We start from the raw sequence: 23,370 nt of genomic DNA on the forward strand, positions 1-23,370 counted from the left end.
TCATAGCGATTGTCGTATGAGCTACAAAGCATGGGCAGACAGCGTTCTCTCCTGGCGTTGATTTTACTGTTGGCGATCGCCGCGGCGGTTTTGCTAACCCAGCGACCGCTGAATTTGGGTCTGGATTTGCGGGGCGGATCACAGTTGACGCTCCAAGTCAGCCCGACGGCAGAAGTCCCCGAAATCACACCAGAGAAGATGGAGAGCGTGCGGGCGGTGGTGGAGCGCCGGGTCAACGGGCTGGGCGTATCGGAGGCGCTGGTGCAGACCGTGGGAGACACGCAGCTTTTGGTGCAGCTTCCGGGCGTGAGCGATCCGGCCCAGGCAGAGCGAGTGTTGGGCGACACGGCCCAGCTCGATTTTCGCCAGCAGCGCCAAGGTACAGAGGCCCAGCTTCGGGCAGAATATCAAGTGCTGCAAGGCTTGCTCGTGCAGCAGGCGAATCTAGAAATCAACAACGCAGACCCGGCAGAACTGGCCGAAAACCGAGCCGCCATCGAGCGCAGCAACCAGGCGATCGCCAGCTTGTTCGACAAAGTAGGGCTAACGGGCGACATGCTACGAAATGCCTACGCCCAGCCCATCAGCGGCAACGCTTGGGAAGTGGGGCTGGAATTTAACGAGGAGGGCGGTCAGAAATTTGCCGAAATGACCAAAGCCGTAGCGGGCACAGGCCGCAGCCTGGGCATTTTCCTAGATGACGATCTGCTCAGCGCTCCCACCGTAGACGTGAAATATGCCGAAACGGGCATCGTCGGCGGCCGCGCCAGCATCAGCGGCGGCTTTGACGCACAGCGGGCCGGGGAATTGGCGCTGCAACTGCGGAGTGGGGCGCTGCCTGTGCCGGTGGAAATTGTCGAAAACCGCACTGTCGGCGCAACTCTGGGCCGCGACAGCATTCAGCGGAGTATCTATGCGGCGATCGCCGGCCTCATTCTCGTCCTCATCTTTATGGTGGTGTATTACCGCCTGCCGGGTCTGCTAGCTGATATTGCTTTGGTCGTCTACGCGCTGCTGACCCTGGCGCTGTTCAATCTACTCAACGTCACACTCACGCTGCCGGGGATTGCCGGGTTTATCCTCAGCATCGGCATGGCGGTGGATGCCAACGTGCTGATCTTCGAGCGCACCCGCGAAGAATTGCGGTCTGGCAAAACCCTCTACCGCTCCGTGGAATCTGGCTTCTATCGCGCTTTTTCCAGCATTTTGGACAGCAACGTCACCACACTGATTGCCTGTGCTGCCCTGTTTTGGCTAGGGGTGGGCCTGGTCAAAGGCTTCGCCCTAACGCTGGCAATTGGCGTGGTCGTCAGCATGTTTACCGCGCTGACCTGTACCCGCACGCTGCTACTCACTGCGCTGTCGGTTCCCAGCCTGCGGAAGCCCAGCTACTTTAGCCCCGGCGTTTCCAATTCCCCCTCGGCTCGTCCCTCTTCGACCTGAGAAGGTTTGAGCATTTCTCGAAACAAGGCTCCGCTCTGCCGTTCATTTCTGCCGCACGTCTGGCAAAGGCAACTCCATGAAACTGCACGTCATCAAACAGCGCAACCTCTGGTGGGCGATCTCCGCCGCGTTCATCCTCAGTGGACTGGCAGCGATGTTGATCTCCTGGCAAAACTTTGGTGCGCCGCTGCGGCCTAGCCTCGACTTTGTGGGCGGCTCCCGGCTCCAGCTAGAGCTGGCCTGCGCCCGCGAGAAAACCTGTGAGCAGCCCATCGATCCAGCAACGGTGCGGTCTGTTCTGGCAGAACAGGGACTAGCAAACAGCAGCATCCAGGTATTAGGAACCGAGCAAGATGCCCTGCTGATTCGCACTTCGACGCTGAATGTGGAACAGCGAACCGAACTCCTGCAAGCCCTGGAGGCCAAGCTGGGCAAATTTGACCCTGCTGCAACCCAGATTGACACCGTGGGACCCACGCTCGGTCGGCAGATTTTCACATCGGGGCTGCTGGCGCTGCTGGCGGCCTTCGCGGGCATTATGGTCTACCTCAGCCTGCGGTTCCAGTTCGACTATGCTCTGTTTGCGATTGTGGCACTGCTGCACGATGTGCTGGTGACGCTGGGGCTGTTTTCGATCCTGGGGCTGGTGTCAGGGCTGGAAGTGGATAGCCTGTTTATTGTGGCGCTGCTGACGATTGTGGGCTTTTCGGTGAATGATACGGTGGTAATTTACGATCGCATTCGGGAGCGCATCAAGGAAAGCCCGGGCCGCCACATCAATGACATTGTGGACGAGGCGGTAAACCAAACCCTGACCCGCTCCATCAACACGACATTGACCACAATCTTGAGTCTGGTGGCGATCTTCCTGTTTGGCGGAGAAACGCTGAAATACTTTGCCCTGGCGCTGATTGTGGGATTCGTAGCGGGTGCTTATTCCAGTATTTTTATCGCCAGTACGCTGCTGGCCTTTTGGCGAGAGCGGACGGGACGGGCGATCGCCCAGCCAGAACCCGTTGCCGACGGCCCGCTTGACATTACTCCCAGCCCAGAAGATGCCTGACCACCAAGGGCATCTAAGCACCGACGCAGTTTTACTTAGATATGGCTAGGACTTACGCACTTGCGATTAAACTTGTCGGGTTTTGGACAATTTCTCGCAGGCTGCGCCCGCGAGAAATTGTCCAACTGCGTAAGTCCTAATGGCTTTGAAATGGCTTTTTGGAAATGGCTTTTTTGATGTAGCTTCTCAGACGTAGCTTCTCAGACGTAGCTTCTATGTGGCCCATACCGATTTGGAAAAAACCTGCGGCCCAGCCAGATCCCTTTCCCACGGATTCGGACTTTCAGGCTGAAGTGGAGCGACTGCATCAGCACTGGATGAACATGCGCTGGCGGTGGCTAGGGCTGTTGTGGCTGGCGGTTGTGCCGCTCTCCTTGTGGCACCTGCGCGATGAAATTGCGCTCTGGCGGCAATATTTCACCTGGACTGCCGTGCGCTACGGGCTGATCTACCATCCACTGGCTGCCACAGGGCTGATTCTCTGCGCTAGCCTCGCGGTTTCAACCCTGCTGTGGCAAAGCTATACGCTCCTGTTTGACATTCCCACCGACTACCGCCGTCGCCTGAGTGAGCGCGTTCTAGAAATTCGCCAGCGGGGGCCGAGGCATCCCCTGTGGCGTAGGGTGTGTCAGTCGTTTCAAGCCGGGTCCTCAGTGACCAAGCCACTAGCGCAACACCCCCCACACGATCAGCCACACCCCCAGCGCCGCAAACGCGCTCCCTAAAACCACATCCTGCCAGAAGGTTCGGCTGCGCCGCCCCAATGTCTGCACTTCATTCCACGCTTGCAGCAGCAGCAGCCCGCCTACAAATACCAGCACAATGCCCGTGGCTCGCATGGTTGCTTTGGAAATCGGATCATTGGATATCAGCGGTCTCATGCTTCAATACTCCAAAGCTCCAATGGCTCTCGCCCTCCAACCCTCCAACATGCCCCAACCGTGACTCAACGGCGATCGCTCTCCTATCTTCTGGCAGGTCTGCTAGGCATTGTACTCGCAGTGCTGCTGTTCACGCCGCTGCGATTTGCGGCCCTCAGTTGGGTAGGCATTCCGGTTTCGATTCGCTCGGTGCAGCAGATGCCGTTTGTTTTTAGCGTGCCCGTTCGAGTGTCGGGCGTGGTGGGCGATCGCGCTCCGCTTGTAGATGCGCTGCTGTATGAACTGCAAGACAACACAGGCAGCATCTGGGTTCTCTCGCCAGACTCAACGGTGCAATCTGGAGAGCGGCGAATCGTGCAGGGACGACTGATGTTTGAGAGCATTGTGATCGACGGAGACGAACAGGGTGCGGTTTATTTACTCGCTAGCGAATAAACGGTTAAGCGCTGCAGAAGAATCATAATCTTAGGAGAACCATAATCTCAGGAGAGCCATAATCTCAGGAGAGCCATAATCTTAGGAAAGCCGTTATAAGAAGAAGCGAGAGAGCATTGTGCCCCCTCGCTTTGTATAGACGCGATGTACAACGTTCAATCTGCCCTCACCCCCCAACCCCTTCTCCCAGGTGGAGAGAAGGGGAGCAAGAGAGGTTCGAAATCCCTCTTCTGCTCTAGGAGAGGGCTTAATAAGCGCCGCTCTTGCCAATCACCACCTGAACCGTCTTCAGCAGAATCTTTAAGTCAAGCCAGAGCGACCAGTTGGTGATGTAGATCAAGTCAAGCTGCACGGCCTTCTCGAAATCGGTAATATCCGAACGCCCCGAAACCTGCCACAGTCCCGTAATCCCAGGCAGCACCTCTTGCCGAATGAAGTGGCGCTCTTGAAAGCGCTCAACATCTCGCACAGGCAGAGGGCGCGGCCCCACGAAGCTCATCTCACCCACCAGCACATTGAACAGTTGCGGTAGCTCATCCAAGCTGTAGCGACGCAGGAACTTGCCGATTCGCGTAATCCGGGGGTCGTCCTTCATCTTAAACAGCACGCCGTCCTTCATCTCGTTCTGCGCCTCTAGCACGGCCTGAAGTTGAGCCGCATTCTGCACCATTGTGCGGAACTTCCAGACCTTGAACTTGTTGCCATGTAGACCGACGCGGGTTTGCCGGAAGAAGATGGGCCCCGGAGAATCCATCCGAATCAGCAGGGCGATCGCAACGTAGAGCGGAGAGAACACCAGAATGGCGATCGCCGCACCCCAGAAATCAAAGAACCGCTTAATCCAAAAATCACTACCGACCAGAACTGGCGCTTCCAGCGTCAGCGTCGGCAACTCACCCATCATCCGAAACTGCGACTTGGGAAACGAAGAGGCAATTTCACCCGGCAAGATACGAAGCGTAATGCCCGCCGTTTGAAAATGCCAACAGAGGTGGAGTCGGTTTTGAATCGAAGTCCAAGAAACAAACAGCTCCGCAATGCCAAGCTCTCGGACTCGTCGGATTGTTTCATCTCGATTGCGTCGGTCGAGGGCGCGGGCACTCGCCACCCCCATCAGACGATAACGACTTTCTTTTTCAATCAATTGAATATTTCGCTGCTGCTCATCATCATCACAGATTAAAAATACCGGATAGCAGGCTGCACCGCGCTTACGAACGATCTCAGTGCCCCGGTCAATCAAGAACCGACCGCTACATACAAACGCCACACTCAGGAACCAGGAAATCAGAAACGTCGAGCGCGAGACATACCGATCTGGCTCATAGAGGAAGGCAATCAGCAGCAGCAACCCTTCCGCCAGTGAAAGCGCTTTGACAACTCCCAGGTAGTCTCGACGGGGCAGCCCCGAACCGTACAGCCCTCGCGAAATCATGACTCCCAGCTTGACCGCCAGAATGAGCGGCAAGAAGGAGTAGCGGCCTAAACTACTCCAAGGGGAGTCCAACTCGGTTCCTAGAGAAACCGCCAGCCCCCAAGCCAGTAAAATCGCAGCGCCATCCGACACGAGCAAACTGAGCATCCGCACCCAGCCAATTGCCACACCTCTGCGGAGTTGAGTAAAGGCGGGCGATCGCAAGTCGGACAGGGTTCTAGATGCCGAACCGAGCGAGAGGGATTTTATGGAAACCATCTCTTTTGAATCTCCAGCTAACACTCAAACGTAACCGAAACACATGCATCCAAGACCAGATGATCAGTCATGCCCCTAAAACCGGGGGGTGAAACCAAGGTTGATCAAGCAACAAGCTTGAACTCTGATGCAAGAGAAACTCTGCCGACGAACCAACAACCGAATCAGCGGAACAGAACTAGACTCCAGCTAAAATATGTTTCGACACCCCCTTTCAACACACCCTAAAGCAGCCCATAGCCTGAAATGAGCCAGATCCTTAATTGCCCTCAAAGAGACTGACAAACTAGAAACACCTCAGAAACCGCCTGTACATGAGTCAGTGAAACCACTCGCCTCAACATCAGGCAGTAGATAAACTTACTTCTTAAAGTTTTTAAGACTTCACTGCGTATACGTACAACTTAAACCGTGTAACTACGGATAGAAAGCGGTATCCGGTCAGTCCATTAAATCTTTATCATTACTGACCCGTGTATGAATTTACTTTGTAGAGCGTAGATTGGCTGAATCGCCAAAGGGTCTGATAATCCTGCCCCCAGGTCTTTATGGAAAATTCATGGTGCTTTCATGGAGGCATCATGAAGTGCTTCTATACACTTAGGCTGGCTATGTATACGTATCCGCTTTCTAAAGACGTGAAATTAAAGAATCAAAATGAAATCTGATACGGAAGCTTGGTGCTCGATGTATTAAATCGACCCTCTCATACCCCAAGCGGCATTAGCTCTCCCCAAGGGCGCTATGAATGGAATCGCCAAAAGCCCTACAGACGCTTGACTGACCATTCAAAATTGCAGAACCCGAATCGATACGACCCCGTATTGCGTTTTCAGGAGCTTGGTGAGGGCAGGGCTGGCGGCTTCAGGGGCGTAAGTTTTGCTAAAACCTAAAACGGGAGCCAAGCGAAACTGCTGGACTCCCGTTTTTCCTGTTAAAAGCGATTAGAGCAATCAGTTAAGAGCGGTCAGCAACTTTTAAGCTGCTGTATAAGCTGCTGTGTAAGCCGCTGTAACTGATTGACGTAACTGACTTAAACGAATGGCATGAACCAACGCGCCCTGCGGTCTAGGTTCCCTTATGAACCGAAGCAGTAGTTGAAGGCGTGTAGGCTTTGGTGCCATTTTGAGCCGCTTTGCCATTGCCATTTTCAGCAGGGTGGTGGCCATTGGTGCGGCGCGGCTGAATCACGCCATAGCCGCCGTGGTTGCGCTCGTAAATCACGTTGATTTCGCCCGTCTCGGCGTTAAGAAACATGTAAAAATCGTGATCTACTAGTTCAAGCTGTTCTAGCGCCTGCTCAATAGTCATCGGCGGCATGGCAAAATACTTGCTTCGCACCACCTCCGAGGGCAGTTCGGGTTCGCGGTTGGCGAGCAAGTCGGCATCAACGGGTTGATAGGGCAACACCTCAGCCGTGCGTATGGGGGTGTGTGTTTTCCGCTTTTCTTTGAACTTGCGGAGCTGGCGGCTAATCTTGTCCGCCACGAGGTCGATGCTGGCGTAGAGGTTTTCGCTGCTTTCTTCTGCGCGGACAACAGCGCCGTTTGCATAGATCGTCACCTCAGCCGTTTGTCGAGGGTTAATCCGGGGGTTGCGAGCCACCGACAAACATACATCCACTTCGGTCGTCAGGTTTTGGAAATGACTCACTGCCTTTTCAACTTTCTGACGAACGTATTCATGGAGCGCATCGGTGATCTCAATGTTTTTGCCCTGGATGACAAGCTTCATAGAGCTTCCTCCCCTTAATGGTGGGTATTCAATTACCCTGTTGTAGTGGGTATATTTTCACCCTAGCACCTTGTATTCTGGACGACGGATTCGTTACATAATGCTTTGCAAGCTGTGATGATTCTTGATTTGTTGGCAGGTGCAGACTGTCGCTTTTGGGCGGGATGAGTCCTTTGGTGGAGCAACGGGTAAATCAACCATCCAGCCATATTTGCTGGCTTTGGGAAGCGGGACTTGTGCCTTACAAAACAGCCTGGGAATGGCAGCGATCGCACTTAAATCGCCTGATCCGGCAGCCCGATTCCCCAGACCTGCTGATCTTGCTGGAGCATCCACCCGTCTACACGCTGGGGCAGGGGGCAACGCTGGATTTTGTGAAGTTTGATCTTGAGCGGACGGATGCAGAGATTCACCGGGTCGAGCGCGGTGGCGAGGTGACGTATCACGGGCCGGGGCAACTGGTGGGTTATCCGATTTTGAACCTGCGGCGCTATCGGCAGGATTTGCACTGGTATTTGCGGCAGTTGGAGGAGGTAGTGATCCGGGCGATCGCCTCGTTTGGGCTGGCAGGCGACCGGATCGACGGGCTGACGGGCGTGTGGGTGGGCGGGCGCAAGGTCGGCGCAATTGGCGTGAAGGTGAGCCGCTGGGTGACGATGCACGGCTTTTCGCTAAATGTTTGCCCGGAGATGCGTGGCTTTGGGGCGATCGTGCCCTGCGGCATCGGCGATCGCCCCGTGGGTTGCCTGGCCGACTGGATTCCAGAGATTACCGTGGCGGAGGTGCAAGGGGCGATCGCCCAGTCTTTTGCCGAGGTCTTTGAAGTGACGCTCCAGCCCTATTGCATAACCGTGAACGATCTGTAAATAAATTGGCAACTTTCCGGATTTTTTCGTATCTTCAAGAAACGGGGTGTTTCTCAAATTTCCGCAGCATTGCTGAAGCCAAGATCTGGTTTAAGCAATAGTAGCTTTTGCCATATCGCTGGATTCAAGAATCTGTTGATTCTGGTTGATTCTGATACTCAGGATCTGCTTAGTCACAGTTCAATCAATTCACCTGGGCGATCGCACTCTGCCAGTCTTTAATCTGCAAACCCAATACTTCTGAAGTGCCCGCAGGCTCACATTGCCTGATTTTCAGGACATTATGCAGGCATTTCAGCATAAGGTCGGTTGGCCTGGGTTCGGAATCTCGACAGACTAAGTTAAACGCTGTTCCCAGTCGCGCTGTTCCTGCTGAAACGCTGTTCCCAGTTGCATAGCCTGCTTGCGGGTTCCGGTTGCATAGCCCGGTCAAACAGAGCGCGATCGCGCTAGCTCGTTGCACCCCAACTTCACCACCCGCCAAGCATACACAGACCCACACGCGCACCAGATCAGCCTACACTTCTTCGCCGTTTCTCCTCTTCCCTCCCCCCTCCCACACACCCTCCATGTTCCTCACCTCTCCTCACGACAACGCCGACCCGTCTCTGGCAGAACTGTTGGAGTTTAGTGCGCGTGCCCTTACCCGCAAGCGCGTGGCTCGTCGGCAGGCTGTGGGCACAACTCCCGCCCTGCGACTGCCCGATGGAGACGTAGCGCTGGCAAGGGTAGAGCCAGGAAGCACGCTTGCACCTCTGCCTGAATTGCCGATCGTCCCGCCTGTTGAAACGCCAACGCTGGCTCCTCTGCGTGATCGCGACCTGAAGGCGTTAGAGGACTGGTTTTCGGTGAAAAATCTGGATGAAATCGAAGCGGACGTGCTGGCGAATCTGGCGCTGCTGTTGCCTGCCCCCTGCTGGGAAGATGACCCCTTCGGTGCAGATGCCACTGATGCTCTCGATTTTCTGGCAGAGTACCTGTAGCTCATCAGCCGCTTGAGGCATTAGACCTCCTGCATGAATCAGGAAGCGTGTGCCAGTTCGTAGTTGAGCAACCCTGCAATCAAGTTCAAGCGCAAGCCAAAGCGTCGTCTCCGGCTGCGATAGCGCCCTGAGAAGATGCGAAAGATCTTGAAGCGACGAATCACATGCTCTACTTTCACCCGCAGTCTCGCTAATGCCCGATTGTGTTGCTTCTCGTCCTCGGCTAACGGTTGGTTGCGCGGCTTTTGGGTGGGCGTACAAGCTCCAGCATGACGCTTGGCAAACCCTTGATACCCGCGGTCAGCTAAACATAACTGCGACGATACCCAGGGCAGGCGACTTCGTTTGAGCAGCTTGAAGTCATGCGTCTTGCCTTTGTCGATTGCAGTCGCAATCACCTAGCCCGTTCTCAAAATCCACCAACAGTTGCGCCTTCAGGCTATGGCTCTTCTGCTTGCCACTGTAGTCACGTTTCTGTTTTTTTTGGACGTTCAATTTCAACTTCACCTGCGTCTACGATAAACACTTTCCATTCCCATCCAGGCTGGTACCACTGCCGTTGGCTGGGCAAGCGAAACTTGCCGCACTTGATCAAGATGTCTTCCACTTTCCTGATGATGCGTCCGACTGGGGTTTCATGCAGGCCCCAACTCGCGCCAATGTGAAACTGGCTGCGGTATTCCCGCCAATATTCCAATGCCACTAGCAATTGCTCTTCCACGCTCAGTTTGTTTTGTCCGCCCCGCTTTCCCTGTCGTTCTAAGTAGGTGGACATTAATAAATATAAAAATATAAAACCCAAAGACCCTGGGTGCATCCCAGTTATGCAATGAGTAGAAGTGCTTAGTGCAGATTAAGGGCAGACGCCGTAGGCTCAGAGCAGTTGCTCTAAGGATAGTTGAAGCGATGGATGCCACCAAGGAAGCCCAAATCAAAGCCCATGCACTGGCGTTAGCGGAGTTGCTTTACGACGAGACAGACCCTGAACAAGTCAAAACATTGGCCGGGATCGAAGTCGCCGTTCGTGACCACCTACTGGAGTATGTGGGGCCTGAGATCGGAAATTTTTTATCTGCACAAGCAGCGGCACAAGCTCTGGGCGAAAGCGGCACATCCAGAGTATCGTCGGACGCTTAAGTCTGAGTCAGCGCCAGAGCCAGCGGCTTAAGGTCAAGGCCCGCACCCAGTGGAGTCCTCAGGTTGAGACGTGCTGCTTGCTGCTGAGTGCCAACGAAGCCTATGCGCGAGCTGCCGACGATATCGCTGTGCTCACCGGGGTGTGCGTGTCAGGGAGTACCCAGCAACGGCTGGTGCATCGTCAAGACCTAGAGCCACCAGCGGTGGACAGCGGGGTTAAGGAAATGAGCTTAGACGGGGGCAAAGTCCGTCTGCGGACTCCTCAGGGGCAGCCCTGCCAGTGGCGCGATTACAAGGGGGTAAACCTGCATCAGTGCAGCATTAGCGCCTTCTACAAAGACAACGACAGCTTGGTCAACTGGCTCAACCAGCAGCCCTTAGCGCATCCCCTCGTTTGTCTTGGGGATGGTCACGACGGCATCTGGAACCTGTTTTCACAGATCGGGCATCGCAGCGAGCGCCTTGAGATCTTGGACTGGTACCACCTGATGGAGAATTTGGGTAACGTGGGTGGGTCTCAACAGCGTCTTGATGCCGTCGAAGCCTGCTTGTGGCAAGGGGATGTGGATGGGGCGGTTAGGCTATTCGACGACTGGTCCCATGAGCGGGTAGACCAGTTTATCGGCTATCTGGCTAAGCATCGGCTCCGTATCGTTAACTACAGCTACTACCAAGCTGAGGGGATTTCAATTGGCTCGGGTGCCGTGGAGTCGACTATCAAGCAAATTGGTAGGCGGGTGAAAATTTCAGGCGCTCAGTGGAAGGAAGACAACGTTCCACAAGTCCTTCGCCATCGCTGCGCTTATCTCAATGGTCAATTCTCATCCTGAGTCTTGTAAGACTGGGATGCACCCAAGACCCTGCGCCGCCTGCTGCGCGGGCGGCGCAGGGTTCAGGATCTGTTTTTTAATCTGGTCTATCTACTTACTACTTAGTTGGGGCTACTTAGTTGGGGACGTAACACCTCGACCATCTCGCCAAAGGTTTCCCAGTTGACACCACAGAATCGCTTAAACTCTCCAGCAGACAGGCTTTGCAAGGCTTGATAAGGCATGGCATTTCCTCCTTGGATTTAGTTCTGCCATGCGCCTATCCATCTTTGCAAGCTTTTATCCCTAACTGGCACATTCCCTCCCATTCACGCAGGAGGTCTATTTTACACATCACTTCTTAGCAGACCAGCGCCCTCCCTGCAACTCGGAAGCTTTTTTGCAGGGTTGGCTACCTAAGATACCCATAGCTTGTTGAAATTGCGATGTCTGCCAGTTGCAGCGGCCACTTCACCAGAATCAATGCCCATGTTTGATCTGCTGACGATGGTTTGAGCACCCCTCTCGGACATCACCTTAAATCCAACCACACTCAACTGCTTATCATTGGCTATGCAATCTTCAGTTCCTTGGACAATTAGCTTAATTCACCTCACCTCTCTGCTAACAGTGATTCCAGCCACAGTAGACCAGGCGATCGCCCAAGAATATCCATCCTGCTTCATGATCACTAGCTCTGGACGAATGCTTGACCTAACAGAGCTTTGCCAGGCTCTACCCCCTACACCCCCAATCCACAGTGATACACAGCGTGCGCGAACCATCCGCCTATCCCCCACAACTCCAGTCCACCGTTATACCCAACCAACTGCTGAAGTACGGGGTTCAGACGACCATTGGATCTCTGGATTAAATATGGTGCGACGTTATGCGCCAGACCAATGGAGTGGCTACGTGCTGAACCGTGGCCCACAAGGGTTTGAGGAGCCTGGCAGGGGCGATAGACAGAATGGCAGCAGTGGCAGTAGCAACAGTCGGGATCTGAGAAGCTCATCTTATTCACAAACGAATGGCAGCAGTGGTGGCAGCAGTGGCAGTGGCAACTGCGACCATCCTTGGCAACTGGATGCCAGTGGACGACGCTGCGGTGGGCGGGCAGCGAGTAAACGGCCAGGCGGGCGATAGCGACAACCCTTACAAGTGATTTTGACCAGCTTTCCAGTCAAAAGAGCAGCGAGTGAACGGCCGCGATAGCGACATGGGTGTTTCTGATCTAGCCGCGATCGCCCATTTATGCACTTCAATGTTGACTTTGCTAGTACCAAACTATGAACCAGATAAGGCTAGTCCAACCCAGATTTATGCGAGCAGGTAAAATAATTTTGGCGATGAGCTTGGCGGCGATCGCCCTCGGTTGCCAGTCCCGTCCAGTTGCAGAGCCTTCAGCAGAAGCGCCAAGCCAGTCTCTAAATGCTGAACAAAATGCTGCACAAAGCGATCCTTTTCGGGATGCAGTCAACAAGGCTATGGAAGCTGCAACCCTGACGCAAACGGCGAAGACCCACGACGAATGGAATACTGTACTGAAGACGTGGCAGCAAGCAATTGATCTGATGCAGGCGGTTCCAGCGTCTCACCCAAATTACCAAACTGCCCAGGCAAAGGTTTCTGAATATTTAAGGAATCGGAAATACGCACACCAAAATGCACAAACAACTCAAAGCGCCGCTCAGCGCACGGGTGCATCCCAGTCTTACAAGACTCAGGATGAGAATTGACCATTGAGATAAGCGCAGCGATGGCGAAGGACTTGTGGAACGTTGTCTTCCTTCCACTGAGCGCCTGAAATTTTCACCCGCCTACCAATTTGCTTGATAGTCGACTCCACGGCACCCGAGCCAATTGAAATCCCCTCAGCTTGGTAGTAGCTGTAGTTAACGATACGGAGCCGATGCTTAGCCAGATAGCCGATAAACTGGTCTACCCGCTCATGGGACCAGTCGTCGAATAGCCTAACCGCCCCATCCACATCCCCTTGCCACAAGCAGGCTTCGACGGCATCAAGACGCTGTTGAGACCCACCCACGTTACCCAAATTCTCCATCAGGTGGTACCAGTCCAAGATCTCAAGGCGCTCGCTGCGATGCCCGATCTGTGAAAACAGGTTCCAGATGCCGTCGTGACCATCCCCAAGACAAACGAGGGGATGCGCTAAGGGCTGCTGGTTGAGCCAGTTGACCAAGCTGTCGTTGTCTTTGTAGAAGGCGCTAATGCTGCACTGATGCAGGTTTACCCCCTTGTAATCGCGCCACTGGCAGGGCTGCCCCTGAGGAGTCCGCAGACGGACTTTGCCCCCGTCTAAGCTCATTTCCTTAACCCCGCTGTCCACCGCTGGTGGCTCTAGGTCTTGACGATGCACCAGCCGTTGCTGGGTACTCCCTGACACGCACACCCCGGTGAGCACAGCGATATCGTCGGCAGCTCGCGCATAGGCTTCGTTGGCACTCAGCAGCAAGCAGCACGTCTCAACCTGAGGACTCCACTGGGTGCGGGCCTTGACCTTAAGCCGCTGGCTCTGGCGCTGACTCAGACTTAAGCGTCCGACGATACTCTGGATGTGCCGCTTTCGCCCAGAGCTTGTGCCGCTGCTTGTGCAGATAAAAAATTTCCGATCTCAGGCCCCACATACTCCAGTGGGTGGTCACGAACGGCGACTTCGATCCCGGCCAATGTTTTGACTTGTTCAGGGTCTGTCTCGTCGTAAAGCAACTCCGCTAACGCCAGTGCATGGGCTTTGATTTGGGCTTCCTTGGTGGCATCCATCGCTTCAACTATCCTTAGAGCAACTGCTCTGAGCCTACGGCGTCTGCCCTTAATCTGCACTAAGCACTTCTACTCATTGCATAACTGGGATGCACCCGTGTATCGCGTGCAGGTCACTGATGAAGTGCTGCATTTGTATGAAGTAGCACGGCAGGTCTTTCCAGCACTCGTTCGACAAACCGAAAACGGAGAAACCTGGCTGGCTGTGTCTAAAATACTGCCTTGGATTTGTGACAACTTGATTGCTGGCAAACCCTGGTATGCAGGCTTTTTTGAGTTTCGTAAACGTAACGAAGTCTATGAACGCAAAGGATTGGTAACAATGACTGAATACTTGAATGCGGAAGAACAAGTGCTGTTTGATGTGGTGCAGGGCGCGTTTAGCAAATACCTGTCCGGACAGATTCAGCAAGCTCAAAAACAAGGTCGTTCCTTGGATTATGGGCAAGTGACGGATAAGGTCATCTATCGATTTCAACGTCCTAGCACACAGCAGGAATTTGCCACAGCATTGGTGGATTTCTTGAGCCAGTTTCGTAGCAAAGCGGCACGTGATAAGGGACCTCAGATTTTTCACTGGGTACACCGGGAGGAAAACTGGCGACGGGAGCATCCCACTTTCGCGAAAACAGTGCGAAGGGTGAGAATGGGAGGGTAGCCCCAGGGATGACTCACCAGGACACCTGAAGACCAAAAGCGATTGGAAGCTTGTACAGCAGAGATCGCCGAGATTTTGTATCGCAATAGCAACCGAGAGGGGCTCGATAGTCTAGAAGGCATCGAGCAGACTGTACGACGGCAAATGCTAGAGGAGGTGAGCCCTCGAGTTGCCCTTTTTTTGTCAACCAGAAAGCCTACCCCGCCCGAGGCCGGGTTCGCCGATTGAAGAGTTTGGTAGGGGTCCTTGAGATTCGTCAAAGTCAGGCAGAACGGTTAGGCGTAAAGGCTTACAGCCGTCTCAGTGGTGGCCTAGAGAAAGCCAACCTACGCTTAAGTGCCAACGAATCGTTTCAAGATGCAGAGGATGACATCGTAGCCCTGACCGGGATGCGGGTCGGGCACTCGACCCAACAACGTCTGGTGGGGCGTCAGTCGTTCGAGTCTGCCGAGGCTAAACAAGGCGTCAGTGAGGTCAGCATTGATGGCGGCAAAGTCCGTCTGCGTGACCTGCTAGAGTCCGATAGCCCGTGGCGAGACTACAAAGCGGTGCGGGTGGAGGGGATTGATTACAACGCCTTCTTCCAAGACAATGACAGCTTGATTGATTATCTCAGCGCTCAACGCTTGCTCTCCCCACTGGTCTGTCTGGGCGATGGTCACGCTGGGGTGTGGAATCTGTTTGCTCAACTCACCACCGTTGAGACCCGTTGGGAAATCCTCGATTGGTACCATCTCAAAGAAAACCTCTACAAAGTCGGTGGGTCGCTCAAGCGCTTAGCAGCGGCGGAAATGCTGTTATGGCAAGGTCAAGTGGAAGCCGCCAGGGCCCTCTTTGCCGACTGTCGGCGCAAGCAAGCCCGCAATTTTGAAGCCTATCTGAGCACCCATCGCTCTCGCATCGTGAATTATGGGTTCTACCAGGCTGAGCAACTCTGTTCTATTGGATCAGGAGCCGTAGAATCGGCTGTCAAACAGATTGGGCGACGCCTCCAAATTTCGGGTGCTCGCTGGAATACGGCCTCCGTTAATGCCATGTTGAGTCTGCGCTGTGCCTACCTCAATGGACAGCTCGCCAGTTGACTGTTTCATCGAAAGTGGGATGCTCCTCAAACTTTAGTTTGGACTAACTGGCATCACAATAATGCTCAACAGGATGCCATAAAGAATCTGCTCAACCGTTCATAACAGTTGAACTTAAGGAATTGGATACAATCCTGCTCGCAGTTAAGCTGCTGTTGCAACCGGACTGTTCAGGGATTGTTCGGATGTCTTGCGTTTCGAGGCTCGTTTTTTGACCATCGGATAGCAGGGACGAGGAGTTGGCTTGTGCCCCTTGCCTCGTCCTGGCGATTTACCACGAGGTTTAGGCGCAGGAGCAGGGGTGCCAATCGCTGCCAAAATGCCTGCAAACGCTTGTGCGACCCGACCCGGAGTCAACGTTTCTTGCGGGGCCTGCCAGGGCAAGGGGTGGTCAGTACAGTCCTTTCGCGCTAACCACAACTGCCAACTGAGCAACGGCATCAGGCTGCTCCACTGTTCGGTTGCCGATACAGAACTGAACTGGGGATGTGTCCAATATAGCCTCTGCTTGGCAAAGCGATACCAGTGTTCAATGGCAAAGCGACGGAGGTAGTGCAACCACAGGGTTTCTAACGGAGGCATCTGCTCACCCAGCCAAACTAACCACAAAGGAGCCAAGCGTCGCGTGCTGCTCTGTGTCTCCAGCACCTCCACGCGCAACACTTCCATTGCCCGTTTGGGGGATTTGCGGAAATGGTATGCACTCCAACGACTGACCCGCACTCGGCCCCAGTTGGGATCATCGACTTCAACGGTTTCGACCGGGACACTCCAAGTGTCAGGGTCATTGAGTTTCATCTTATGTCCATGCTTGGCAGGTGCGCCTCGCCCTCGATACGCTGGGGGCGCGCCATAGACACATCGATTGGATGTAACCCGCAGCAGCAAGTCTGCCTCAATCCCTGCCGTTTGGTTGACAAAACTGGCATTGCCGTACCCTCGGTCGTAGATCGCCAACGGACGCACCGCTAACTGCCGAGTCACTTGTTTGAGTTGGAATGCCGCTTTACTGGCGGGTGTTTCAAAGCTGGTGATGCGCTCATGCCGCAATGGTAATGCCCAACTGCCCCTGTCAACAGCAATCCAGGCTAAGGTACTGTAGTTTTGTCCGGCTATCGGGGCATGTCCTGTTCTGCCTGATAAGGTGCGGTCTTTCAAACGCCTGGCAGCAGGACGGTTCCACCGACTCGCATCACCTGCCAACACCGGTTGCTGCTGAGTCGGTATCTGCTGCACCAACAGCTTCAGCACCTTTGATCGGGGTAGGCGGCTATCGCGCAACGCTTCATAGGTGCTCGACCACTGGCGACGAAAGACAGGACTCTGCGATAGCCTCACAAACGACACGATGCACGCACTCACTAACACGGCATCCATCAGATCAAACAGGGCATCTCTGGCGTTTCCCAAGCTGGCATACAACGTTTGGCGAAATTGCTGAAGTTCGTTGAAAATCATGGGGTCAATGTTGGTTGTACTTCATTGACCTTACGGCAGTCGGTGCTTCTCATTGACTGCCTTCCTCTTCACCATTAGTCCAAACTAAAGTCAAAGCAAAGGCTGATTTTTGCATGATTGAGCAACCTCGAATGGAGCATCACATGCTCGCCTCGGTCAAGCAGATCAGGCTTGGAAAAGGTGGAATACAAATAAAAGCGATCGCTCTCTGCTCCTCCAAATCGCGCATGAAGCTGTCGATGGATCGCTTCATTTCGCCGACCATAGCTCAAGATATCAATCCAGCGATGCTGCCGATTGAGTTCCACCCTCAACGTATTTGTCGCAAGCGGCAAGTACATCGCATTAATGCCGTGCGTCTCTCTCACAGAATCAGCCATATCCTGACTGATTGTAAACAGATAGTCCAGGCAAGAAATGGCGGCAGGATTGAGGTGATTTGCGCTAAACCCATCCAACAGGTAACCAATTCTGACATCAAACCGTTTCAGCAGAGGGCCGAGCGTATGCATCGACAGTAGGAACTGCGACCCAAGCCCTACAATAAGCAATACATTTATCCCAGAATCCAAACTGGGCAACTGCTCTAACTCATACCAGGAGCGAAACAGGCGATGCCGATATCGTCGAGTAAAAGACACATAGCGATCGGAAACTTTCAGCGAACCCAGCCGAATTGACTGGTTATGAGTGGGGTAGAGAAAGACAGGCTTAAAAACACTGGATAGAACTTCTTCTAGATTCTGACTGACTGACCAACCTACATGTTGATTATCAGGAGAATTTTCAGACAAGACGTAGAGATTCAGCCCCATATACAGCAACAGCTAAGAGTTTTAGAAGATAGAAATCAAGATATTGTTAGCCCGAAGAATACCAATACGACATCGCTGTAAAACGTTGCCTTACTATCTACAGCCACAATCTACAGCCACAATCTACAGCCACAATACGAAGGCCTATCAGCTATTAATAACTTTAGTTTGGACTAATGGTGAAGAGGAAGGCAGTCAATGAGAAGCACCGACTGCCGTAAGGTCAATGAAGTACAACCAACATTGACCCCATGATTTTCAACGAACTTCAGCAATTTCGCCAAACGTTGTATGCCAGCTTGGGAAACGCCAGAGATGCCCTGTTTGATCTGATGGATGCCGTGTTAGTGAGTGCGTGCATCGTGTCGTTTGTGAGGCTATCGCAGAGTCCTGTCTTTCGTCGCCAGTGGTCGAGCACCTATGAAGCGTTGCGCGATAGCCGCCTACCCCGATCAAAGGTGCTGAAGCTGTTGGTGCAGCAGATACCGACTCAGCAGCAACCGTTGTTGGCAGGTGATGCGAGTCGGTGGAACCGTCCTGCTGCCAGGCGTTTGAAAGACCGCACCTTATCGGGCAGAACAGGACATGCCCCGATAGCCGGACAAAACTACAGTACCTTAGCCTGGATTGCTGAAGACAGGGGCAGTTGGGCATTACCATTGCGGCATGAGCGCATCACCAGCTTTGAAACACCCGCCAGTAAAGCGGCATTCCAACTCAAACAAGTGACTCGGCAGTTAGCGGTGCGTCCGTTGGCGATCTACGACCGAGGGTACGGCAATGCCAGTTTTGTCAACCAAACGGCAGGGATTGAGGCAGACTTGCTGCTGCGGGTTACATCCAATCGATGTGTCTATGGCGCGCCCCCAGCGTATCGAGGGCGAGGCGCACCTGCCAAGCATGGACATAAGATGAAACTCAATGACCCTGACACTTGGAGTGTCCCGGTCGAAACCGTTGAAGTCGATGATCCCAACTGGGGACGAGTGCGGGTCAGTCGTTTGAGTGCATACCATTTCCGCAAATCCCCCAAACGGGCAATGGAAGTGTTGCGCGTGGAGGTGCTGGAGACACAGAGCAGCACGCGACGCTTGGCTCCTTTGTGGTTAGTTTGGCTGGGTGAGCAGATGCCTCCGTTAGAAACCCTGTGGTTGCACTACCTCCGTCGCTTTGCCATTGAACACTGGTATCGCTTTGCCAAGCAGAGGCTATATTGGACACATCCCCAGTTCAGTTCTGTATCGGCAACCGAACAGTGGAGCAGCCTGATGCCGTTGCTCAGTTGGCAGTTGTGGTTAGCGCGAAAGGACTGTACTGACCACCCCTTGCCCTGGCAGGCACCGCAAGAAACGTTGACTCCGGGTCGGGTCGCACAAGCGTTTGCAGGCATTTTGGCAGCGATTGGCACCCCTGCTCCTGCGCCTAAACCTCGTGGTAAATCGCCAGGACGAGGCAAGGGGCACAAGCCAACTCCTCGTCCCTGCTATCCGATGGTCAAAAAACGAGCCTCGAAACGCAAGACATCCGAACAATCCCTGAACAGTCCGGTTGCAACAGCAGCTTAACTGCGAGCAGGATTGTATCCAATTCCTTAAGTTCAACTGTTATGAACGGTTGAGCAGATTCTTTATGGCATCCTGTTGAGCATTATTGTGATGCCAGTTAGTCCAAACTAAAGTAAACAAACACCCCCTCGGATGATTACATCCGAGGGGGGTTGTGTTATCGCCCTGGCACCGAGCTATTTTTGCAGGCAGCTACCCACCAACTATCTTCGCCGCAGGTGCGTTTCACAACTCAGTTCGGGATGGATGAGCGTGGTTCCACACCGCCATAGGCACCAGGAAACTCATTGGGCTGTCTAGACTCTCTTCCACGCGAGAAATCTTCTTTCCAGAAGACCCCGCTAAAAGAGGGAACCCAAAAGGCTGCATAGAAAATCGTCTAGACACACACTTAAATTCAAGACACGAAACAGAGGTCAAGCCCTCGGTCTGTTAGTACTCCTCGACTTCATACATCACTGCACTTCCATCTAGAGCCTATTAACCCGTGTTCTGCGGGTGACCTTACTGGCTTTTGCCATGAGAGTACTCATCTTGAGGTGGGCTTCCCACTTAGATGCTTTCAGCGGTTATCCACTCCGCACTTGGCTACCCTGCGTCTACCGTTGGCACGATAACAGGTACACCAGCGGTGCGTTCTTCCCGGTCCTCTCGTACTAAGGAAGAATCCTCTCAATACTCTTGCGCCTGCACCGGATATGGACCGAACTGTCTCACGACGTTCTGAACCCAGCTCACGTACCGCTTTAATGGGCGAACAGCCCAACCCTTGGGACGTACTACCGCCCCAGGTTGCGATGAGCCGACATCGAGGTGCCAAACCTCCCCGTCGATGTGAACTCTTGGGGGAGATCAGCCTGTTATCCCTAGAGTAACTTTTATCCGTTGAGCGACGGCCCTTCCACTCAGCGCCGTCGGATCACTAAGGCCGTGTTTCCACCCTGCTCGAGTTGTAGCTCTCGCAGTCAAGCTCTCTTCTGCCTTTACACTCTACGGCTGATTTCCAACCAGCCTGAGAGAACCTTTGCGCGCCTCCGTTACCTTTTAGGAGGCGACCGCCCCAGTCAAACTGCCCACCTGATACGGTCCCAAAGCCGGATAACGGCATTCAGTTAGAATTCTAGCTCTGACAGAGTGGTATCTCACCGTTGACTCAGCAACCCCCACAAGGATTGCTTCACAGTCTCCCACCTATCCTGCGCAGTCAAAGCCCGAACCCAATACCAGGCTACAGTAAAGCTTCATAGGGTCTTTCTGTCCAGGTGCAGGTAGTCCGTATCTTCACAGACAATCCTATTTCGCCGAGCCTCTCTCCGAGACAGCTCCCAGATCGTTACGCCTTTCGTGCGGGTCGGAACTTACCCGACAAGGAATTTCGCTACCTTAGGACCGTTATAGTTACGGCCGCCGTTCACCGGGGCTTCGGTCGCCAGCTTCGCTTGCGCTGACCGACTTCCTTAACCTTCCGGCACTGGGCAGGCGTCAGCCCCCATACATCGTCTTGCGACTTAGCGGAGACCTGTGTTTTTGGTAAACAGTCGCCTGGGACTCTTCACTGCGACCACCTCTCGGTGGCACCCCTTCTTCCGAAGTTACGGGGCCATTTTGCCGAGTTCCTTAGAGAGAGTTATCTCGCGCCCCTGAGTATTCTCAACCATCCCACCTGTGTCGGTTTAGGGTACGGGCAATATGCAGTTAACGTGTTTAGAGCTTTTCTTGGAAGCGTGACATCACACACTTCGGAGACGTATCTCCTCGTACTCACGCCTCAACTCGGAACGTTTTCACCGCTCCTCATCGCCTCGGACGCTTGAACCAGTAACCAACCTCTGGCTGTGTTAGCCTTCTCCGTCCCTCTGCACAACTACACATCGGTACAGGAATATTAACCTGTTGTCCATCGACTACGTCCTTCGACCTCGCCTTAGGACCCGACTAACCCTCCGCGGACGAGCCTTCCGGAGGAACCCTTGGGATTTCGGGGCATTGGATTCTCACCAATGTTTGCGCTACTCAAGCCGACATTCTCACTTCTGCTTCGTCCACACCTGCTTCCGCTGATGCTTCTAACTACTACAGAACGCTCCCCTACCGATACATCGATAGATATATCCCACAGCTTCGGTACATCGCTTAGTCCCGTTCATTTTCGGCGCAGGAGCGCTTGACCAGTGAGCTATTACGCACTCTTTTAAGGGTGGCTGCTTCTAGGCAAACCTCCTGGTTGTCTATGCACTCCCACCTCCTTTGCCACTTAGCGATGATTTGGGGACCTTAGCTGGTGGTCTGGGCTGTTTCCCTCTTGACGATGGAGCTTATCCCTCACCGTCTCACTGGCAGAGTGTACACGGGGTATTCAGAGTTTGACTCGATTTGGTACCGCTCTCGCAGCCCGCACCGAATCAGTGCTTTACCCCCCCGCTATAATCTCTACCGCTGCGCCTCAACACATTTCGGGGAGAACCAGCTAGCTCCCGGTTCGATTGGCATTTCACCCCTAACCACAGCTCATCCGCTGATTTTTCAACATCAGTCGGTTCGGACCTCCACTTGGCTTTACCCAAGCTTCATCCTGGCCATGGTTAGATCACCGGGGTTCGGGTCTATAAACACTGACTGTCGCCCTTATCAGACTCGCTTTCGCTTTGGCTTCGCCATTCTCGGCTTAACCTGCCAGTGCCTATAAGTCGCCGGCTCATTCTTCAACAGGCACACCGTCACCCGTTTAATCGGGCTTCGATTGCTTGTAGGCTGACGGTTTCATGTTCTATTTCACTCCCCTCCCGGGGTTCTTTTCACCTTTCCCTCGCGGTACTGGTTCACTATCGGTCACACAGGAGTATTTAGCCTTTCGAGGTGGTCCTCGATGATTCAACCGGAATTCCACGTGCTCCGGCCTACTCGGGATTCAGCTAGTATCTTTAAGCTTTCGACTACAGGACTTTCACCTTCTCTGGTGCAGTATTCAGCTGCTTCGTCTAGCCGCTAGAGTCCATGTCGCTGTCCCACAACCCCAGGAGTTAAAACCCCTGGTTTAGGCTCTTCCCGCTTCGCTCGCCGCTACTAAGGGAATCGAGTTTTCTTTCTCTTCCTCCAGCTACTAAGATGTTTCAATTCGCTGGGTTCGCTCTCTCCACCCTATGGATTCAGGTGGTAGTACTTGGGGTTGCCCCATTCGGAAACCCACGGATCAATGCTTGCTTCCAGCTCCCCGTGGCTTATCGCAGGTAACCGCGTCCTTCTTCGCCTCTGTGTGCCTAGGTATCCACCATCAGCCCTTTGTAGCTTGACCACTTTTTCGCTTTCGTCTTGCTTACATTGGTGTCTGTGATAGTGACAGCTTTAATTGACAGCAGGCTGTTATTCTTCCGCCAACTTTCGCTGTCTGCTACCTGACAATTTTCTATGCAGTTTTCAAGGTTCTGGCTGGTTTAATCCAGCAGGCTCTCTTGGTCTTCCTTAACTCGGTGAACAAGATAAGTTGCTGAACTAAGTAAGCGGACTACTAAACAAACTGCCTGCTAAGCAAGCTGCATTCTAAGCAAGTTAACTAGCTATCGCCTCATGAGGATTCAAGATTCCTCAGTGGAGGTTAGCGGACTCGAACCGCTGACATCCTGCTTGCAAAGCAGGCGCTCTACCAACTGAGCTAAACCCCCATACGAAAATCAGAGAATTGAAGAACGAAGAAATAATAATAAAAGAACTAGAGCAAAAGCTGAAACCTAGTGCAACCTAAACAGTTCTTAAGGCTCCAAGCAAAACTTAAAGACCCGTTACAGAACAGACTTCGTTACAGAAAAGGTTTCGTAGACTTCGTTACAGAGGCTTTGCTTGCTCTTATCTCTTTTACCTCTTCATTCTTCGCTTTTCCCTTTTTCAAAGGTGGGCCATCCTGGACTCGAACCAGGGACCTCACCCTTATCAGGGGTGCGCTCTAACCACCTGAGCTAATAGCCCATAA

The 23,370-nt window shown here is 53.5% G+C and carries 21 protein-coding genes, 2 tRNA genes and 2 rRNA genes; 12 read left to right on the forward strand and 13 right to left on the reverse strand.

The annotated features are described in order from the left end of the window. The first annotated feature begins 30 nt into the window (after positions 1-30). The 3 genes from secD to HPC62_RS23700 all read left to right on the forward strand — a co-directional run bounded on the left by secD (position 31) and on the right by HPC62_RS23700 (position 3,231). Positions 31-1,443: a protein translocase subunit SecD gene (secD, locus tag HPC62_RS08970; protein ID WP_172354971.1), complete on the forward strand. Its 1,413-nt coding sequence runs from the start codon at positions 31-33 to the stop codon at positions 1,441-1,443. Positions 1,444-1,519: 76 nt separating this feature from the next. Then, positions 1,520-2,506, forward strand: a complete 987-nt coding sequence (secF, locus tag HPC62_RS08975) for a protein translocase subunit SecF (RefSeq protein ID WP_172354973.1) — start codon at positions 1,520-1,522, stop codon at positions 2,504-2,506. Between the two features lie 215 nt (positions 2,507-2,721). Then, on the forward strand, positions 2,722-3,231 hold the full coding sequence (locus tag HPC62_RS23700) for a hypothetical protein (RefSeq protein WP_205371158.1): 510 nt from the start codon (positions 2,722-2,724) through the stop codon (positions 3,229-3,231). On the opposite strand, the gene HPC62_RS08985 is transcribed toward HPC62_RS23700, so the two are convergent. Beyond that, the gene (locus tag HPC62_RS08985) at positions 3,172-3,387 is read right to left on the reverse strand and encodes a hypothetical protein (RefSeq protein ID WP_172354975.1); all 216 of its coding nucleotides are present in this window, start codon (positions 3,385-3,387) and stop codon (positions 3,172-3,174) included. The two genes, HPC62_RS23700 and HPC62_RS08985, sit on opposite strands and share 60 nt — an antisense overlap. Before the next feature lie 60 nt (positions 3,388-3,447). Between HPC62_RS08985 and HPC62_RS08990 the strand changes: the two genes are divergently transcribed. After that, the gene (locus HPC62_RS08990) at positions 3,448-3,822 is read left to right on the forward strand and encodes a hypothetical protein (protein ID WP_172354977.1); all 375 of its coding nucleotides are present in this window, start codon (positions 3,448-3,450) and stop codon (positions 3,820-3,822) included. 247 nt (positions 3,823-4,069) lie between these two features. On the opposite strand, the gene HPC62_RS08995 is transcribed toward HPC62_RS08990, so the two are convergent. Together HPC62_RS08995 and hpf are read right to left on the reverse strand one after the other, a co-directional pair. Beyond that, entirely contained in the window at positions 4,070-5,515 is a 1,446-nt protein-coding gene (locus HPC62_RS08995) for a sugar transferase (protein ID WP_172354979.1), read from the reverse strand. Positions 5,516-6,583: 1,068 nt separating this feature from the next. Continuing rightward, the gene (gene hpf, locus HPC62_RS09000) at positions 6,584-7,249 is read right to left on the reverse strand and encodes a ribosome hibernation-promoting factor, HPF/YfiA family (protein WP_172354982.1); all 666 of its coding nucleotides are present in this window, start codon (positions 7,247-7,249) and stop codon (positions 6,584-6,586) included. Between the two features lie 164 nt (positions 7,250-7,413). Here hpf and lipB point away from each other — a divergent pair, with 164 nt between their 5' ends. Both lipB and HPC62_RS23090 read left to right on the forward strand, forming a co-directional pair. Beyond that, positions 7,414-8,115, forward strand: a complete 702-nt coding sequence (lipB, locus tag HPC62_RS09005; RefSeq protein WP_172354984.1) for a lipoyl(octanoyl) transferase LipB — start codon at positions 7,414-7,416, stop codon at positions 8,113-8,115. Between the two features lie 569 nt (positions 8,116-8,684). Next, the gene (locus tag HPC62_RS23090) at positions 8,685-9,098 is read left to right on the forward strand and encodes a hypothetical protein (protein ID WP_205371154.1); all 414 of its coding nucleotides are present in this window, start codon (positions 8,685-8,687) and stop codon (positions 9,096-9,098) included. 38 nt (positions 9,099-9,136) lie between these two features. On the opposite strand, the gene HPC62_RS09015 is transcribed toward HPC62_RS23090, so the two are convergent. Beyond that, positions 9,137-9,496 carry a transposase family protein gene (locus tag HPC62_RS09015; protein ID WP_172354987.1) on the reverse strand — a complete coding sequence of 120 codons (360 nt, stop codon included), beginning with the start codon at positions 9,494-9,496 and terminating at the stop codon, positions 9,137-9,139. Between the two features lie 68 nt (positions 9,497-9,564). Beyond that, complete coding sequence (locus HPC62_RS09020; RefSeq protein WP_172354991.1) at positions 9,565-9,873, reverse strand: helix-turn-helix domain-containing protein; 309 nt, start codon at positions 9,871-9,873, stop codon at positions 9,565-9,567. Positions 9,874-10,004: 131 nt separating this feature from the next. Here HPC62_RS09020 and HPC62_RS09025 point away from each other — a divergent pair. Further along, positions 10,005-11,065 (forward strand): ISKra4 family transposase gene (locus HPC62_RS09025; protein WP_172353248.1). Its coding sequence is split into 2 segments (ribosomal slippage): positions 10,005-10,161 and positions 10,161-11,065, totalling 1,062 coding nucleotides; the frame shifts between segments, so codons are not numbered across the junction. A 101-nt stretch (positions 11,066-11,166) separates the two neighbouring features. On the opposite strand, the gene HPC62_RS23915 is transcribed toward HPC62_RS09025, so the two are convergent. Then, positions 11,167-11,289, reverse strand: coding sequence for a hypothetical protein (locus HPC62_RS23915; RefSeq protein WP_267313434.1), 123 nt, complete (start codon positions 11,287-11,289; stop codon positions 11,167-11,169). Positions 11,290-12,074: 785 nt separating this feature from the next. Between HPC62_RS23915 and HPC62_RS23920 the strand changes: the two genes are divergently transcribed. Then, positions 12,075-12,209, forward strand: a complete 135-nt coding sequence (locus HPC62_RS23920; RefSeq protein WP_255548906.1) for a hypothetical protein — start codon at positions 12,075-12,077, stop codon at positions 12,207-12,209. Positions 12,210-12,399: 190 nt separating this feature from the next. Further along, the gene (locus HPC62_RS09030; protein WP_172354994.1) at positions 12,400-12,783 is read left to right on the forward strand and encodes a hypothetical protein; all 384 of its coding nucleotides are present in this window, start codon (positions 12,400-12,402) and stop codon (positions 12,781-12,783) included. On the opposite strand, the gene HPC62_RS09035 is transcribed toward HPC62_RS09030, so the two are convergent. After that, positions 12,768-13,828 (reverse strand): ISKra4 family transposase gene (locus HPC62_RS09035; RefSeq protein WP_172354997.1). Its coding sequence is split into 2 segments (ribosomal slippage): positions 12,768-13,672 and positions 13,672-13,828, totalling 1,062 coding nucleotides; the frame shifts between segments, so codons are not numbered across the junction. The genes HPC62_RS09030 and HPC62_RS09035 overlap by 16 nt on opposite strands. A 97-nt stretch (positions 13,829-13,925) precedes the next feature. Between HPC62_RS09035 and HPC62_RS09040 the strand changes: the two genes are divergently transcribed. After that, positions 13,926-14,486 (forward strand): hypothetical protein, encoded by a 561-nt coding sequence (locus HPC62_RS09040; protein WP_216655347.1) that lies wholly within the window; start codon positions 13,926-13,928, stop codon positions 14,484-14,486. Positions 14,487-14,528: 42 nt separating this feature from the next. Continuing rightward, a protein-coding gene (locus HPC62_RS09045; RefSeq protein WP_172355000.1) for an ISKra4 family transposase occupies positions 14,529-15,568 on the forward strand; the annotation gives its coding sequence in 2 pieces (ribosomal slippage) (positions 14,529-14,661 and positions 14,661-15,568; 1,041 coding nt in all). A gap of 144 nt (positions 15,569-15,712) precedes the next feature. Here HPC62_RS09045 and HPC62_RS09050 read toward each other — a convergent pair. Further along, the gene (locus tag HPC62_RS09050) at positions 15,713-17,026 is read right to left on the reverse strand and encodes an NF041680 family putative transposase (RefSeq protein WP_172355003.1); all 1,314 of its coding nucleotides are present in this window, start codon (positions 17,024-17,026) and stop codon (positions 15,713-15,715) included. Positions 17,027-17,100: 74 nt separating this feature from the next. Further along, positions 17,101-17,841, reverse strand: a complete 741-nt coding sequence (locus tag HPC62_RS09055; protein ID WP_172354345.1) for a hypothetical protein — start codon at positions 17,839-17,841, stop codon at positions 17,101-17,103. Between the two features lie 251 nt (positions 17,842-18,092). On the opposite strand from HPC62_RS09055, the gene HPC62_RS09060 reads away from it, so the two are divergent. Next, positions 18,093-19,406, forward strand: coding sequence for an NF041680 family putative transposase (locus tag HPC62_RS09060; RefSeq protein WP_172355006.1), 1,314 nt, complete (start codon positions 18,093-18,095; stop codon positions 19,404-19,406). 163 nt (positions 19,407-19,569) lie between these two features. On the opposite strand, the gene rrf is transcribed toward HPC62_RS09060, so the two are convergent. The 4 genes from rrf to HPC62_RS09080 all read right to left on the reverse strand — a co-directional run bounded on the left by rrf (position 19,570) and on the right by HPC62_RS09080 (position 23,366). Then, positions 19,570-19,686: ribosomal RNA gene (gene rrf, locus HPC62_RS09065) — 5S ribosomal RNA — on the reverse strand. 132 nt (positions 19,687-19,818) lie between these two features. After that, positions 19,819-22,698, reverse strand: a 23S ribosomal RNA gene (locus HPC62_RS09070). 294 nt (positions 22,699-22,992) lie between these two features. After that, positions 22,993-23,065, reverse strand: a tRNA-Ala gene (locus HPC62_RS09075). Between the two features lie 227 nt (positions 23,066-23,292). Beyond that, positions 23,293-23,366 (reverse strand) — tRNA-Ile (locus tag HPC62_RS09080). Positions 23,367-23,370 lie beyond the last annotated feature (4 nt).

It is taken from the genome of Thermoleptolyngbya sichuanensis A183 (genome assembly GCF_013177315.1).
GTDB classification, from domain to species: Bacteria; Cyanobacteriota; Cyanobacteriia; order Elainellales; family Elainellaceae; genus Thermoleptolyngbya; species Thermoleptolyngbya sichuanensis.